Genomic DNA, 14448 nt, shown 5'->3' with positions numbered 1-14448 from the left:
ACCGCTTAGAAGCTGTAACGCACTTTTGCCGAGAACCCGTCGGAATCGAAGCCGCTGGCCGTGACGTAGTTGTACGATCCACCAACACTCCAGGCGCCCATGCGGTAATTGGCGCCCAGACCCAGTTCATAGCTGTCACGCACGGGCGTGGTGCCACGGCTGGTGAACGAATCACTGCCCAGAACGAACGATGACGTGGTGCCGACCTTGTCGCCGATAAAGTCGTGCCATGCCATGACTTTCGCTTCCGGCTCAAGACTGCCGGTGCCGACCGCAAACGCAGCGGCCAGACGTGCACCCACGCCCATTTCACCGACTTCGTAACGCTGGCTGCCGACATTCAACGACGCCGAACTGCCCTTCTCGCGATACGCATCCATGCCGACGTTGGCATAACGGGCACCGACCTGCGGCTCAAGGACCACCGCCGGCGTCAAATGCCAGCTGTAACCGGCCAGCGCGCTCACGCCGAAAACATCACTGTCGTAATGGGCCTTGGCGCGTGTCCCGGCGATGTAGCGTTTCGACTCGTTGTCGTTCCAGCCATACATCAGCGAAGAATCGACGAACCAATTGTCGTGCAGCCAATTGCTGTACAGGGTCAGCGCATGCCCGGTGACCTGGGTCTTGCTGCCCAGATCGGATTTCACGTCGGTGTCGAGGTAGCTGTAGGCCAGGCCCAGGGTCGTATCGGCGTTCAACTGGCCGTCGGCACCCACCGCGATCCCGTGGCTGTCGGCGTCATAACCGCTCACGCCACGGCGCTCGTCCTGGTTGGCATCACTGCTCAAGGCTTGCAGCCAGACACCTTTTTCATTCGATCCCGACTGCGTCCGAGCGCGTGCCGAGCGCCCGTTGATGACACCGGAAACCAGCGTCTGGCTGTTGGTTGCGGCATGCAACACGCCACGGCTGACGTCCGGGCTGAGCACCTCGGACAGGCGCGCCAGTTCGACATCACTGCCAGCATTGGCGAACGCCTGGAACACCGGATCCTGCTCGTCGATGCGCGACATCACGCTGGCCAGACGCCCCACCGCCGTCGCTGCGTTACGGCTACCGCCCGCCGCCAGCGTATTGGCTGCCAACGTCTCATCGGACTTGGTCGTGACCACGGAAGTGATGTCATTGCCGTCGACGCCGAAACTCTTCACGTCGAGCAGCGCAGAGCTCGAGGTGATGGTCAGATTGCTCCCGCCGACCAGATTGCCCGAGCTGATCAAGGTGTAGCGTGTGCCGCCGGGGGTCACCCGAAAGTCGCTGGAGCGCGCCAGCAAACGCAGTTGCGCGCCGGGTGCAATGTCGGTGGTCCCGGTGACTTTCAACACCGGCAGCGCGGGGTTGGTGTCATTGCCCAGATACAACTCCAGTACCGAGTTGGCTTCTTCCATGTCGAAGTCGCCGATGATCGTGGTGTGCGGGCGCACCAGCGTCAGCGTGCCTTCTTCAATGGTGACGTAACCGGACCTGATGGTCGAACCGTCGAACGTCGCATCGCCATCGACCAGCACGCCAGCCAAACCAAGCATATCGCCCTTGACCGTACCGCCGAAGAAGTCGAAATACGTTTGCCCGTCATCAACCTGAATCGCCGCCGTACCGCCCTCGATCGAGCCCGTCAGCTGATAAATCCTCGACAGACCGCTGCCCGCCGTCTGGCCACTGACGTGAATACCGATGGACTCACCGGAGATCGTACCGCTGTTGTACAGCCAGCCACTGGGGGTGAACTTCACACCTTCCAGCGTCACAGCTTCGGCATTGCTGCCGCTGGCGCGGATCGTGCCACTGTTGTTGATCGGGTTTGTCAGCGTCGCGCCGTCGAGAAACACGCCCAGCGCATCGGCACCGCTGGCGCTGATCGTGCCGCTGTTGTTGATTCCGCCTAAGGTGGTGTGCACCAGCATGACGCCGCTGGCGCGCTCGCCACTGACGTCGATAACACCAGTGTTTGAGATCGCCCCACCTATCGTGCTGCCGGTATCGCCAATACCGGTGGAATCGCCGGAACCGCTCAATCCGTGAACCGAAATCGAGCCAGCGTTAATCAGGTTATTGGTAATTTTGCTTGGCACGGCGCCCGAGGAACCCAGGTTGATACCCACACCATGGTTGGCACCCTCAATGCGGATAGCACCGTTGTTGCGCAACTGGGTGGCCGTCAGTCCCGCGAACTGAGCGCCATAGGTGAACGTAGACGGCGCCCCGGGAGCCATCGTTCCGTTGCCGCTAAGCTCGATCAGGCCCCAGGTCTGCAGGTTACTGTTCAGCGGTCCGCCGCTGAGATCGTAGTTCAGGTCGGCGGCCACAGCGGCAGAGGTGTGCAGCGTCGCAGCAGCAATAGAGAGCGCCAGCAACGATTGGCGCAAGCGTGCGGTATTCAAGCGAGATTCCCTTCTAAAACTTTATGAAACAGTTTCAGCAGGGCTCACATTCAACTGGCATCCCTACCGACCCTCCAGTTGGCCTGGTTCGGGCGCGGGGAATGTACACGAGCCATCATTTTGACACCACTTAAAAGTCAAAATGATGGCATCCGCTTGACCGACGGCGTCCTTATCCAGGCAATTGACAGAGGCTCAGGTTTGCGGATCAATCCGGTCCAGCGCCCGGCTCACCGCCAGCTCGGCAAGCATCACAATTTGCTGAATCGCCAGCGCCGTGTTGCGCTGCGGCCGGCTGAGCTGGTCGGCAAAATCACTGGCCATGACGTTGGCCGACGCCAGCGACTCACAGGCATGAGCCAGCAAACTTTCGGTGTCGATGTTCGGCTGCACGAGGAACATCGTACTGGGCTGGTAAGGTTTTGCAGGTTTGGGGCAAAGGTAAAAGTCGAGAGCGCGCTTGATGGCCTCGCGGTTTTTGAGTTGATCGTCGATGCGCATGGCGTCTTCGAGCGGGGTGCTGGTTTCGGGGGGCGGGTCGGGAATTAGCTTGTCCATTAAAAACTCCTACTTGGCTGTGGAAGCCATCTCTTGTCGTTTCCACACAACAAAAGGTGGCAGCTATGCGCAGGGTGGAAATACCGATAAGTAGGCAACCGGCCAGACCGAAGCCTGCCCACGCACAGCCGCCGCGACACAGTTTGCAGACGAAAGAAGTCGCCGACAACGATTACGGTGGTGGTGCAATGCATCTACTTGAATTTCAGGTTTCCACACCTGGCCGCTGAGCATTCAGCGACAACCCCAAGGCTAGAGAACGCACGTCTGACGGACAACCTGAAAACCTTGTGGGAAGGTTCTGCTTGTTTGACACAGAATTAAACAGGCTCAAGTCATCGGATCGATGGACTGGCCTCATCGCCAGCAGGGCTAGCTCCCACAATTAAACCGAGTGCATTCAGTCGAAGAATGGTCGGCTGTCAGGCCTCATCGCCAGCAGGCTGGCTCCCACAATTAGGCCGAGTGCATTCAGTCGAAGCATGGTCGGCTGTCAGGCCTCATCGCCAGCAGGGCTGGCTCCCACAACCAAACCGAGTGCATTCAGTCGAATGCATGGTCGGCTGTTAGGCCGCCATCGCTGGCAGGGCTGGCTCCCACAATTAGACCGAGTGCAATCAGTTGAAGAATGGTCGGCTGTCAGGCCGCATCGCCAGCAGGGCTGGCTCCCACAATTAGACCGAGTGCACTCAGCTGAAGAATGGTCGGCTGTCAGCCCCATCGCCAGCAGGCTGGCTCCCACAATTAGACTGAGTGCATTCAGTCGAAGCATGGTCGGCTGTCAGCCCCATCGCCAGCAGGCTGGCTCCCACAATTAGACCGAGTGCAATCAGTTGAAGAATGGTCGGCTGTCAGCCCCATCGCCAGCAGGCTGGCTCCCACAATTAGACTGAGTGCATTCAGTCGAAGCATGGTCGGCTGTCAGGCCCCATCGCCAGCAGGCTGGCTCCCACAATTAAACCGAGTGCATTCAGTCAAAGCATGGTCGGCTGTCAGGCCTCATCGCCAGCAGGGCTGGCTCCCACAATTAGACCGAGTGCATTCAGTCGAATGCATGGTCGGCTGTCAGGCCTCATCGCCAGCAGGGCTGGCTCCCACTATTAGACCGGGTGCATTCAGTCAAAGCATGGTCGGCTGTCAGGCCGCCATCGCTGGCAAGCCAGCTCCCACAGGGATTGAGTGAAGTCAGCCAATAGGCCGAGTGTCAGCTCGCCTCGCTTTTGATCTTGATCCACGGGCGACTTCGGAAGGCTGAGTGGAGGGATTGATCCGGGGGTGGGAGCGCAGCGACCGTTCGACGAAGTCGAACACATCGAGAGGAGGTGCAGCGAAGCAAACCGGAGGCGATGCGCCCGGATCAATCCCGGAGCGAAGGAACCCCGAGCCCCAGCGAGCGGGCCGGACGTAGGAGCAAGCCTTTTTGGTTACTTTTTCGGCGTCTGGAAAAAGTGACCCGCCGTAAGGGCGGAACCCTGAGCCGCCGTAACCGCAGCAACGGATATGTACTCAATCCCCCTCTCAAAAGATCAAAAGATCAAAAGATCAAAAGATCAAAAGATCAAAAGATCGCAGCCTTCAGCAGCTCCTACAGAAAATCAACCACCCCCCCCAGAACCACTATCAACCTTCCCCCCCTGCTCCTGATCAAAAAACTCCGGAATCTCATGCTGATAACTTTTCAACCACCGCTGCATGACCAACTCCCGTTCCGCCGGAGTCAACGTCTGCAGAGTCGGCGAAGCAACCTTGTTACGCGCCTGCAATTGCAACCAACCCTCGGTTTCCTGCTGCTGAGCCGAAGCCGGACCAGCATCAATGGCATGGCTGATCAACGGCACCGCGAACAAACCAAGACAGACAAAAATGGCTTTCATCATCGCGCCCCCTACTTGAGCATCGCCGTAACGGCGACAGTGGACCGGTTCGGCAGCTTGAGTTTCTCCGCCCGCCCCTGCGCCTCGCTGAATTGCGCCGGGCTAAGGCCAAGACGACTAACCAGCTCAGCCGCACGATTCCAGTCATCCTGATACAACAACAACGTCACCAGGTTCAGCGCCGCCAGTTGATCACTCTGCTTGAGCTCCATGGCGGTGAGAAACTCGAAGCGCGCATCTTCAAGACGCAACTGATTGAGGTAAACCACACCGAGGTCATTGCGGATTTTTTCGTCAGTGGGCGCCAGACGCGCGGCGCGCTGCAAATGCGCCTGCGCCTGACCGTAGTCGGATTTCGCGGCGGCGAGCTGCCCCAAACCGTGTTCCGCCTCCGCCGCCAGACACGAACCGAGCAGGCTGCGATACAGCGGCTCGGCCTCGCTGCGACCGAGCAAGCGATAAACCTTGGCCTTGCGCAGGCGCACGTCGGCAATGTTGTCCGGCAGGCTTTGCAGGTTGGCGAGGCTGGCGTGCAGTTTGCCGTCGTTGGCCATGTCGTCGGCCAGGTTCAGCGATAGTTGTTGATCGGAGCTCAACTTGGCGCAGCTGGCAGAATTGGTCAGCGCATCCCACGGCGTTTGCCCGGTGTTGGCACAACCGCCGAGCAGCAGAAAACAGGCACCTGCAATCATTGCTTTCATCACGATCCCTCTAGGCTCCCAGCGCCTTCGCCAGGGCAGTGAAGCCCGGGCCGGCCAGGACAATCAATAACGCCGGGAAGAGAAACAGCATCATCACGACGGACATTTTTGCGGACATCTTGGAAATGTATTCCTGCAGGCGCGTCAGGCGCCGGTCATCGAGCAATTGCTTGAGCGCCAGCAGCGACTTCATCGCCCCGCCGCCCTGATACAGCAACTGCTGAAGAATCACGCAGGTGTCGGTGAACTCATCCACCGCCAATAACTGCGTGGCCTTGTTCAGTTCTTCGCCCAGCTCCAGACCGGAGTCGACGCGGCTCAGCACCAGGCGCAATTCGTACGTCAGCACCGGCAACAGCGCCTGACCTTCATGACTGAGCACACGCAACGCCTGCTCCACGGCCATGCCGGATTCGAAAAGAATGCGCAGCAGCGGAATGAACGTACCGATCTCGCTGGCCAGTTGTTTTTGCCGACGCGTTACGGCGATCACCAGCAGGCGTTTGGGCAACAGATAGCCGACGCCGAGGGCGAACAACGGCGCGATCCACTGTTTTTCCACGGCAGGAAAAAACACCGATTGCAGTAGCAGCGTCAGCGCCAGCAGCAACAGTGGCGAGCCGATCTGGCACGCGGCAAACAATGAACGTTGACGCGCACTGCGCCAACCGAGGCGGTTGAGCAGCGACTGGGTTTCGTTGTCGAGTTTGACGCTGTGCTGACCGACCTTGCTGTCGCCGAGCACTTGCAGCAGGTTGCCGAAACGGTTCTCGCGGATCAGGTCGCCCTCCAGTCGACGACTGATCTGTCGCGCCCGCCGGCGCTGCTCCAGCAGGCTGGTGAGGAGTAACGCGGCGGCGCCGAGCAGAAGCAGCGCGCTGATCATCAAGGGCGTGGTCATAGGCTGCGCAACATCCGCCAGAGCAACAGACTGCCGATCACCTGCATGCCGAACGCCGTGGCCAGCATCCGCTGCCCGGAGGGGTCGTGCCACATGGCGACCAGGTAAATCGGATTGGCCATCAGGAAATACCCGGCCATGGCAATCGGCAGCAAACCCAGGACCCACGCGGTGAGACGGGTTTCGCCAGTCATGGCGCGCAATTGGCGCGAGGCCTGATCGCGCTCGCGAATCATCTTGATGAGGTTTTCCAGCAGCTCGCTGGCGTTGCCGCCGTAACGGTGATTGACCTTGAGGCCGAGGGCGAACAGGCGAAACTCATCACGTTCGTACAGCTCGGCCAGATCCGACACCGCATCCGGCAGACTCACGCCCAACTGCACATTGCGCTGCACCCGGCCCATGGCGTTTTTCAAGGGATCTTCGCTGGTCTCGATGCCACCCAATACGGCATCGGCGAGGGTGCGTCCGGACTTCAAACTGCGCACGGTGTAATCGAGCAGTTGCGGCAATTGTTCGATCATCCGCCGCAGCCGACGTTGATAGCGCCAACTGACAAACAGGCGCAAAGCCAGCGGCGGCACCACGAGCAGCACCAGCAAACCGATCACCCCGGCGAGCGCAAATCCGATCAGCACGCCGAACGCCCACAACATCAACCACAAGCCGATCCGGTCTGTAGGCCGACCGAGCCCGGCACGTAAAAACGCTCGCTCAAGGCCGACCCAGCGTGGCGCGTCCACCGCCAGTTGCGGCTGTCCTTGATTCAACCGATCGATCACGCGCTCGGCACCGCCCTGACGCCAGCCGTTGTAGAACAGGCGCAGTGACAACCCCAGCAGCGTCAGGCAAATCACGATCAGCAGCAGCGGTTTGAGCATGCCGTGGCCCTCAGTGCGCAAGCGTCGGTTCGCGACGCAGCTTGTCGCCCGCCGGGTTGACCGCTTCGCGCAGGAAGCCGAAGCCTGTGCGCCGGTCGAGGCGAAACAAGGTATTGGTCACGTAGACGTCGTCGCGTACGCCGACCACTTCCACCACTTCGCTGACGCAGCGACGACCATCGGGCATACGCGTCAGTTGAATCACCACGTCGAGGGCGGCGCAGATCATCTGGCGCAGCGTGCGTTCGGCGATGGTGCGGCCAGTGAGGCCGACGAGGGTTTCCAGACGCAGCAAAGCGTCTTGCGCGTTGTTGGCGTGTACGGTGCTCATCGAGCCGTCGTGGCCGGTGTTCATGGCGGTCAGCACATCGACCACTTCGACGCCACGAATCTCACCGAGGATGATCCGGTCGGGGCGCATGCGCAGGGCGTTGCGGATCAGGTCGCTGGCCTTCACTTCGCCGTGGCCCTCGGCATTCGGCGGACGGGTTTCCAGGCGCACAACGTGCGGATGGCCGAGCTGCAGTTCGGCGACGTCTTCGATGGTCACCAGTCGCTCATGGGGGTTGATCAACTGGCTGAGAATGTTCAGCAACGTGGTCTTGCCGGTGCCGGTGCCGCCGCTGATCAGAATGTTGCAGCGCTTGCCCACCGCTTCTTCGATGAAGTTGTAGATCGCCTGATCGATGGTTTGCATCGCCATCAGGTCGCTGCTTTTGAGCATGTCCTTGCGAAATTTTCGGATCGATAGGCACGGCCCGTCGAGGGCGATCGGCGGGATGATCGCGTTGACCCGGCTGCCATCCGGCAGGCGTGCATCGACCATCGGCGACGATTCGTCGAGACGTCGCCCCAGTGGCGCGAGAATGCGCTGCATGACCCGTTCGACGTGGTGCGCATCGATAAAGCGCAGGTCGCTCAAGTGCAGCACGCCATCGCGTTCGATAAATACCCGGTGGGGGCCGTTGACCAAAATCTCGGTCACGGCGCTGTCGCGCAGCAACACTTCGAGCGGGCCGAAACCGGTCAGTTCGTCGACGATCTCTTCGGCCAGACGCTCCATTTCATAACGGGAAATCGCCAGGTGCAGCCGTGCGATGTACTCGGCGACTTTGTCGATGACAAATTGCGAGAGCACCTGCCGCGAGCCCTCGAGCAGGTTTTTCCCGGACTCTTCAATGGCGTCGATGATGTAGCGGTGCAGCACCAGTTTCAGGCCATCGTGGTCGGTGTTGCCGCTCGCGTGGCGCTGCGGGCCACCGAACAGTTGTTCGCTGCTCATGAGGTGCCTCGCAAGCGGTTGAACCAGTTAGCCTTGGGTTTGGCCAGGCCTTCGGAACGTTTTGCCAGGCGTTCGCCGAGGGTGCGCAGGCTTTGGCTGATGGCTTCGCGCGGGGCCAGTTCGAACAGGGTCACGCCCTGGTTTTTCGCGTTGAGGCGAATCTCCGGGCTGTAGGCGAGCACGGCAATTACTTCCAGGCCGAAGGTCTTGCCGAGGGTGTCGGAATCCGGTGCGACGTTGCGCAGATAGCGGTCAATCAGCAATCGACCGTGATCAAGCTTCATGCCCTTCTCGCGCCACAAATTGAGCACGGCAAGATTGCGCCGGCAGTCGAGCACGTTCTGATCGGTGTACCAGAGCAGCTTGTCGCAATGGCTGACGAACGTGCGCAGCGCTTCGCTGTCGGGCTGCCCGGTGAGGTTGACGACGATGTGCTGGAAGTGTTGGCGCAAGGCGCTGAGCAACATGTACAACTCGGCGGCGCTGGTGCGCTCCAGCGGCTCGTCAGAGCTGGCGTAAGCGAGGATGCGCAGGCCCGCTTCGGCACTGGTGAATGCACTGTCGATCAGCGTTGCATCAAGACGCCGCAAGTGGCGCAGCGCGTCGCCGAAATGGAACGAGCTTTCCAGGCCAAGCAAGGCCAGGCTGTCGCCACGGGGCAAGCCCAGATCGAGCAGCAACGTCTGCTGGCCGCTCTTCTGCACCACCAGCGCCATGTGGTTGGCCAACAGCGCGCCGTCGGCGTTGCTTTGCACGCCATAGAGCACGGTCAGTCCGCCGAGTTGAGTGTTCGGCGTCACCGCTGGCAGGCGTTTGCTCAAGCGCCGCACCAGCCCGGCGACCTCACTGGAGCGCGAGCCGTAAGCGACGAAATCTCGCGCACCGGCGCGCATCGCGTTGAGTACAAGTTGATTGTCCATGCCGTCGCCGAGCGCGACGATGGCGAGCATCGGTTTGGCTTCGAGCACGCCTTCGATCAGGGCGCTCTGCGCGACCAGATGATCGCGATCAAGCCCGACGAACACCAGGCTGGCGAAGGTCACGTCGACCAGCGCGAGCAACTCGTCGAGGCTGCCGCCACCGGCGCTGACCACCTGACCGAGCGGCGCGAGCGCACCTTGCAACCACTCAAGATCGGTATCGTTGCGGGTGATGGCGAGGAAGGTCTGGCTGAGGCTCTGGCTCATTGCGATAACCCGCTGCGTTTATCGAAGTTGCCGTTTTCAAGGAAGTACAGGCGATACCAGTTCGGGTCGTAATTGCGCAGTTTTTCACCCGGCAGCGACGGCAATGGCGCGTTGGCGGCCAGCGGCTGCACCAGGTGCGGAGTGACGATCATCAGCAATTCGCGTTCTTCGCGGTTGATCGACGAGTTGCGGAAAAACGCACCGATGATCGGGATGTCGCCAAGGCCGGGAAACTTGTTCACTTGGGACGCATTTTGCGTGCTGATCAAGCCGCTGATCACAAAGCTTTCGCCATCGGCCAAAGAGATGCTGGTGTCGGTGCGGCGGATAGTGAAGGCCGGAACAGTGGTGCCGCCAATGGTCACGCCATTGTTGTAGTCCAGCTCGCTGACTTCCGGCGCGACCTTGAGAGCAATGCGGTCGCGGCCAACGACGGTCGGTGTCAGAGTAAGACGGATACCGAACTCTTTGTACTCGATGGAGTAGCTGTTGCTGTTGGCGCTCGGTACCGGGATCGGAATTTCCCCGCCAGCGAGGAAGCTCGCGCTCTGCCCGCTCAACGCCACCAGGCTCGGCCGCGCCAGGGTGTAGGCGAAACCGCTGCCCTCCAGCGCATTGACGATGCCGAGGAATTTACTGCTGCCGCCGCCCCAGACAATGTTGAACGCGTCGTTAACCAACGGGATGCTCGGCACGGCGATGCGCGGATCGATGTTGCGCAAAGGCACGACGCCGGGCGTCACGCCCGTGCCGGGCACCGTACCCGGAGCACCGAAGAGAAAGTTATTCGAGCCCTTGCCGAAGATCTGCGTGCCGGCCTCCTTCAATTTGGTGCGACTGACTTCGACAAAGCGAATGTCGGTCTGCACCTGCGAAGGCAACGTCGGATCGTCGGTGGCAGGCAACGAGACCGTCATCGCCGCACTTGCCTTGCCCTGCACGAACACCATGCTCTGGCGCGGCGCGCTGGCGCAGGCACTCCAGATCATCAATGTGGTGGCGCCCGGCGCAACGCCCGTGAGCAGCACGCCTTGATCACTGGTGACACGCACGTCGGCGATTTTCGGATCGCCCACCGCCACCCGAGTGATGGGCACCGGTGATTGCAGCGCCTGCTGTAGGCCTTCGCCGACTTCCAGTGTCGCCGGCAACGAACCGAGCGCAGCGCAGTTGCTGGCGGCTGCGACGGCGCTGCCGATCGAAGCAACGCTCAGCAGCGAGGCCCGGAGCAAACCGTTGAACAGGGGCGTGAAGCATTTGCGCATGTAAAGGCGTCCTTGCTCGAATCAGGGAGTGGGTTGAGCGTTTTCAGCACCGCGAATGACTTCCACGGTCGCTTTGCGCGCCGTCGGTTGCCCGGCTACGGCGAGTGGTTTGGGCGCGGGCGAAAGTGATAACTGGCTGAACTCGAGCAACGCGCGACGCGGCGTATCGAGCTGCGTGGCGACGTCGTTTTCGCCGGCCCAGTATTTCGCCAGTTGCTGCTCGTCGGCGCTGCGAACCGCCAGGCGCAAGACACCGGCACCCGAGGCCAGCATCAAACGGCTGAGCAACGCTTCGGGCACCGCCAGCACCACGCTGCGTGCGGCCATGCGCTGTTGTTCCTGCTTGAGTCGTTCATCGTCGCTGCGCGCGGGGCTGGCGGGTTGACCATCGTTGGTCAGGCCCATCTGGCTGCCGACACCCAGCACGCGCACCGCCGGCACGACCAACTGCGCTGACGGCTGTGGATTGTTTTCGTCCTTGCGCAAAAACAGCAGCACATCGACGTAATCGCCCGGTGCCACTTGCCCGCCGACGTTGACCACTTCATCAACGGACACCGCCAGTGCGCGCTCACCGGGACGGATCATCCGTGCCAGTTGGCTGCCCGGTTCGAAGCTTTCTTCGTTCAGCCAACTGCCGGCGCTCAACGGGCGCCACGGCGTACGACCGATGACTTGATCGACATTCGCCAGGCTGCCAACGGGGGCAGTGCGCAGTTTTTCCACGGCGACATCGGCTGCAGTGATTTTCACGAACGGCGCGATGTCGCGCAGCAATACCACCACGGGTTGACGAGTCGGATCTTCAACAGGTTGCGCAGGCATTGCAGGCGTTACGTCCGGGGTGACGGCAACGGGTGCTGCGACCGGTTCGACGGCCGGCTGACGACTCAAGGTCAGCCCCCAATACCCGGCAATGATGGCGCCCAGCAAAAACAAGCCGGCCAGGCCCAGAGTGACGCGACTGTTCATGACGGCTCTCCCTTTCCCGCTGCGCGTTCTTTCTTATGCAATGACCCGTCACTTTCAACGAGATAAATTCGCAATCAGGCAGCAATGAACAAGTAACTATTTCGCTATTTGACGGTAGTCCAGCGCGAACAAAACGCCATTAACAGCGGTTAAATATCCAACGAAAGTAGGAGGCTAAAGCGCCAAACATGGTTTTTTACTGTAATTGGACCAACTACTACTTTCGGGTTAATTCGTTCTTACAGTTGTAGGCGCGGGGAATGCCGACAATGCTGATGCTGGCACAGGGAAATCATGTTGCGAACGCGCAACACCTGGCGTGCTCAAGGAGAATCCTCATGTCGTATTCCCAATTGGTTAAAAAATTCAAAGCCGAAATCGATTTCTTCAAAGGTCTGGCCAAAGACACCGAAGGTGCATCAGCCATTGAATATGCGCTGGTCGTCGGTCTTGTCGCGCTGGTGATTGCAGCCTTCGGTAACGGCATCGGCACCCAGGTCACCGCGATACTGACTGCGATCCAGACCGCACTCACACCCACTCCCTGATCGGACCGATAACTTGTCAATGCGGCCATTGGGTTCTAACGTCAGCACTCAGTCCATTGCAGGTGTTGCCTATGAACTCTCCACACACTTCTCGCCAGCAGTTGCTCCTCGTCGACGATGAGGAGGACGCACTGCTGGAGCTGGCGGAGTTGCTGGAGGGCGAAGGCTTCACCTGTCATACCGCAACATCAGTGAAACTCGCCTTGCACCACCTGACTCGCCATCCCGATATCGCCCTGGTGATTACCGATCTGCGCATGCCGGAAGAAAGCGGAATGTCGCTGATCAAGCGCCTGCGTGAACACACTGCGCGTCAGCATCTGCCAGTGATCGTGACGTCCGGGCATGCAGACTTGGAGGATGTCAGCGATATGCTGCGCCTGCAGGTGCTGGACCTGTTCCGCAAGCCGATCTATTACGACCGATTGCTGGAAACCCTCGACAACCTGTTTCCCAAGTCCAAGGCGCACAGCGGTTGAGGTTTTGTACCCCGGCGGTGGCCGGGGTCAAGGGCGTTCAGTGCGCAGTCACCCGTTGACGCATGCCCGAGTTGCTTGGCGATAACGCCAGGGCCAGTTGGGTGCGGTTATGCATGTGGGTCAGGCGCAGCACTTGCGACACGTAGAGTTTGACCGTGTTCTCGGTAATCCCCAGTTCGCAGGCGATCTGGTAGTTGGTCTGGCCTTTGCCCACCAACCGCGCAACGTCGAGCTGGCGTGGCGACAGCTGATTGAAGATCGCCGGGATCTCTACACCTTCGCCCTCGCCTTGCGCTTCTTCACTGGCGGGTTCGGGACCACGGCGGACTTTGTCCAGGTCCTGATAAAGATCGTCGATCGACTCTGAGAGGTATTGCAGCTTCTGATTCAGGTGGCCGAGTTGCAGGGTTTTCTGGCGCTCCGCCAATACCGCTTCCTGGCGGCGCAGCCCTTCAAGCAGTTCGTCCAGATCCACCGGTTTCTGGTAGTAGTCGGCGATCCCGGCACGCAACGCTTTGATCACGTCCTGCTTGTCGGCACGCCCGGTCAGCATGATGGCTTCGAACATCCGCTGTTTGCCTGCCAGCCGTTGCAGTTCCTGGACGAGCTGAATGCCATCCATGTCGGGCATGTGCAGGTCGCACAGCACCAGACCGATGGCGGGATCCTGGCTGAATTGCTCGATCGCCTGTTGGCTCGATTCGCACGGCACGCAACGGTAGCCGCTGCTCTCGATAAATTCGCAGAGTTCTTCAACGATCAACGGCTGATCGTCGACAACCAGAACTTTCACAGCAGACGTAAGCTTGTTCACTTGCCACTCCATGCCCAGGTCAAAGGCTGACCGTTCCTGTAATAACGCTGATTTGAAAGTAGACCCACTTTCCGACTATGTACATAGGACTAGTGGCATGGGGCGACTAATGGATCCAAACCAACGTCAGGATTGTCCCCATCAGCACGAATGGTGCAAATGGCAGCTTTTTTGACATTTCAGGGGCTAGATATCGAAGATGTTCCCTAAGCCGTTGACTCATATACAGCCAGAGTTTTGGCACAGTTACGATCCACAAGGCACTGACGAGCGCCGCGCCGATGAACGCGCCGAGCAGGTGGATACCGTCCGTCGCAAGGGCTAAAGCTGTCATTAGTTTCACATCGCCAGCGCCGAAACGCTTCAGCCAGTAACCGGGCAGCGTCAACAACAGCGCCAGTAAAAACGCCCAGCCACCCTGCACCGCTTCGGCACCCAGCCAGGTGTGGCCAGTGACCAACAGATACCCCGCCGCCAGCCCACCGACACCCAGGGTCAGCACATTGGCGATATGCCGCTGTCGAGCATCCTGCGCCGCGCACAGCGTCAGCCAGATCAGAAGAACAAAGCAGTGCATGCGGTAAAAAACGTCCGTTTTGGCT

General features: G+C 60.1%; 14 protein-coding genes. 2 read left to right on the top strand and 12 right to left on the bottom strand.

What is annotated here, in order from left to right; all coding sequences use genetic code 11:
• Positions 1 to 5 precede the first annotated feature (5 nt).
• The 10 genes from AC3Y64_RS03320 to cpaB form a co-directional block, all read right to left on the bottom strand.
• A complete protein-coding gene (locus AC3Y64_RS03320) occupies positions 6 to 2384 on the bottom strand; it encodes an autotransporter family protein (RefSeq protein ID WP_489986437.1) in 2379 nt (792 codons plus the stop codon).
• Between the two features lie 195 nt (positions 2385 to 2579).
• Positions 2580 to 2942, bottom strand: coding sequence for a DUF6124 family protein (locus AC3Y64_RS03315; RefSeq protein ID WP_489986436.1), 363 nt, complete (start codon positions 2940 to 2942; stop codon positions 2580 to 2582).
• A 1595-nt stretch (positions 2943 to 4537) separates the two neighbouring features.
• On the bottom strand, positions 4538 to 4816 hold the full coding sequence (locus AC3Y64_RS03310; protein WP_489986435.1) for a DUF3613 domain-containing protein: 279 nt from the start codon (positions 4814 to 4816) through the stop codon (positions 4538 to 4540).
• A gap of 11 nt (positions 4817 to 4827) precedes the next feature.
• Positions 4828 to 5517 carry a hypothetical protein gene (locus AC3Y64_RS03305; RefSeq protein ID WP_489986434.1) on the bottom strand — a complete coding sequence of 230 codons (690 nt, stop codon included), beginning with the start codon at positions 5515 to 5517 and terminating at the stop codon, positions 4828 to 4830.
• A 10-nt stretch (positions 5518 to 5527) separates the two neighbouring features.
• A complete protein-coding gene (locus tag AC3Y64_RS03300) occupies positions 5528 to 6418 on the bottom strand; it encodes a type II secretion system F family protein (RefSeq protein WP_064388817.1) in 891 nt (296 codons plus the stop codon).
• The gene (locus AC3Y64_RS03295; protein WP_489987918.1) at positions 6415 to 7299 is read right to left on the bottom strand and encodes a type II secretion system F family protein; all 885 of its coding nucleotides are present in this window, start codon (positions 7297 to 7299) and stop codon (positions 6415 to 6417) included. The genes AC3Y64_RS03300 and AC3Y64_RS03295 overlap by 4 nt, the downstream gene beginning before the upstream one ends.
• 10 nt (positions 7300 to 7309) lie before the next feature.
• Positions 7310 to 8581, bottom strand: coding sequence for a TadA family conjugal transfer-associated ATPase (locus tag AC3Y64_RS03290; RefSeq protein ID WP_489986433.1), 1272 nt, complete (start codon positions 8579 to 8581; stop codon positions 7310 to 7312).
• Positions 8578 to 9768, bottom strand: a complete 1191-nt coding sequence (locus AC3Y64_RS03285) for a CpaE/TadZ family protein (RefSeq protein ID WP_064388814.1) — start codon at positions 9766 to 9768, stop codon at positions 8578 to 8580. The genes AC3Y64_RS03290 and AC3Y64_RS03285 overlap by 4 nt, the downstream gene beginning before the upstream one ends.
• Positions 9765 to 11033, bottom strand: a complete 1269-nt coding sequence (locus AC3Y64_RS03280; protein ID WP_489986432.1) for a type II and III secretion system protein family protein — start codon at positions 11031 to 11033, stop codon at positions 9765 to 9767. The genes AC3Y64_RS03285 and AC3Y64_RS03280 overlap by 4 nt, the downstream gene beginning before the upstream one ends.
• Positions 11034 to 11054: 21 nt before the next feature.
• Positions 11055 to 12005, bottom strand: a complete 951-nt coding sequence (gene cpaB / locus AC3Y64_RS03275; protein ID WP_489986431.1) for a Flp pilus assembly protein CpaB — start codon at positions 12003 to 12005, stop codon at positions 11055 to 11057.
• Positions 12006 to 12343: 338 nt separating this feature from the next.
• On the opposite strand from cpaB, the gene AC3Y64_RS03270 reads away from it, so the two are divergent.
• Positions 12344 to 12553, top strand: a complete 210-nt coding sequence (locus AC3Y64_RS03270; RefSeq protein ID WP_489986430.1) for a Flp family type IVb pilin — start codon at positions 12344 to 12346, stop codon at positions 12551 to 12553.
• 71 nt (positions 12554 to 12624) lie between these two features.
• Positions 12625 to 13032, top strand: a complete 408-nt coding sequence (locus tag AC3Y64_RS03265; RefSeq protein WP_489986429.1) for a response regulator — start codon at positions 12625 to 12627, stop codon at positions 13030 to 13032.
• Positions 13033 to 13069: 37 nt separating this feature from the next.
• Here the strand turns inward: AC3Y64_RS03265 and AC3Y64_RS03260 are convergent, their stop codons facing one another.
• Positions 13070 to 13846: a response regulator transcription factor gene (locus AC3Y64_RS03260; protein ID WP_489986428.1), complete on the bottom strand. Its 777-nt coding sequence runs from the start codon at positions 13844 to 13846 to the stop codon at positions 13070 to 13072.
• A 106-nt stretch (positions 13847 to 13952) separates the two neighbouring features.
• The gene (locus tag AC3Y64_RS03255) at positions 13953 to 14423 is read right to left on the bottom strand and encodes a prepilin peptidase (protein WP_489986427.1); all 471 of its coding nucleotides are present in this window, start codon (positions 14421 to 14423) and stop codon (positions 13953 to 13955) included.
• Between the last annotated feature and the right edge of the window lie 25 nt (positions 14424 to 14448).

It is taken from the genome of Pseudomonas sp. 4CAES_32.4 (assembly GCF_058136335.1).
Note: the sequence above shows the minus strand (reverse complement) of the source record. Positions and strands in the feature narration are given on the sequence as shown.

Bases quoted from the DNA above. Each gene is read 5' to 3' on its own strand.
- AC3Y64_RS03315 (WP_489986436.1), bottom strand. From the start codon at position 2,942: ATGGACAAGCTAATTCCCGACCCGCCCCCCGAAACCAGCACCCCGCTC.
- AC3Y64_RS03310 (WP_489986435.1), bottom strand. From the start codon at position 4,816: ATGAAAGCCATTTTTGTCTGTCTTGGTTTGTTCGCGGTGCCGTTGATC.
- AC3Y64_RS03305 (WP_489986434.1), bottom strand. From the start codon at position 5,517: ATGAAAGCAATGATTGCAGGTGCCTGTTTTCTGCTGCTCGGCGGTTGT.
- AC3Y64_RS03300 (WP_064388817.1), bottom strand. From the start codon at position 6,418: ATGACCACGCCCTTGATGATCAGCGCGCTGCTTCTGCTCGGCGCCGCC.
- AC3Y64_RS03295 (WP_489987918.1), bottom strand. From the start codon at position 7,299: ATGCTCAAACCGCTGCTGCTGATCGTGATTTGCCTGACGCTGCTGGGG.
- AC3Y64_RS03290 (WP_489986433.1), bottom strand. From the start codon at position 8,581: ATGAGCAGCGAACAACTGTTCGGTGGCCCGCAGCGCCACGCGAGCGGC.
- AC3Y64_RS03285 (WP_064388814.1), bottom strand. From the start codon at position 9,768: ATGAGCCAGAGCCTCAGCCAGACCTTCCTCGCCATCACCCGCAACGAT.
- AC3Y64_RS03280 (WP_489986432.1), bottom strand. From the start codon at position 11,033: ATGCGCAAATGCTTCACGCCCCTGTTCAACGGTTTGCTCCGGGCCTCG.
- cpaB (WP_489986431.1), bottom strand. From the start codon at position 12,005: ATGAACAGTCGCGTCACTCTGGGCCTGGCCGGCTTGTTTTTGCTGGGC.
- AC3Y64_RS03270 (WP_489986430.1), top strand. From the start codon at position 12,344: ATGTCGTATTCCCAATTGGTTAAAAAATTCAAAGCCGAAATCGATTTC.
- AC3Y64_RS03265 (WP_489986429.1), top strand. From the start codon at position 12,625: ATGAACTCTCCACACACTTCTCGCCAGCAGTTGCTCCTCGTCGACGAT.
- AC3Y64_RS03255 (WP_489986427.1), bottom strand. From the start codon at position 14,423: ATGCACTGCTTTGTTCTTCTGATCTGGCTGACGCTGTGCGCGGCGCAG.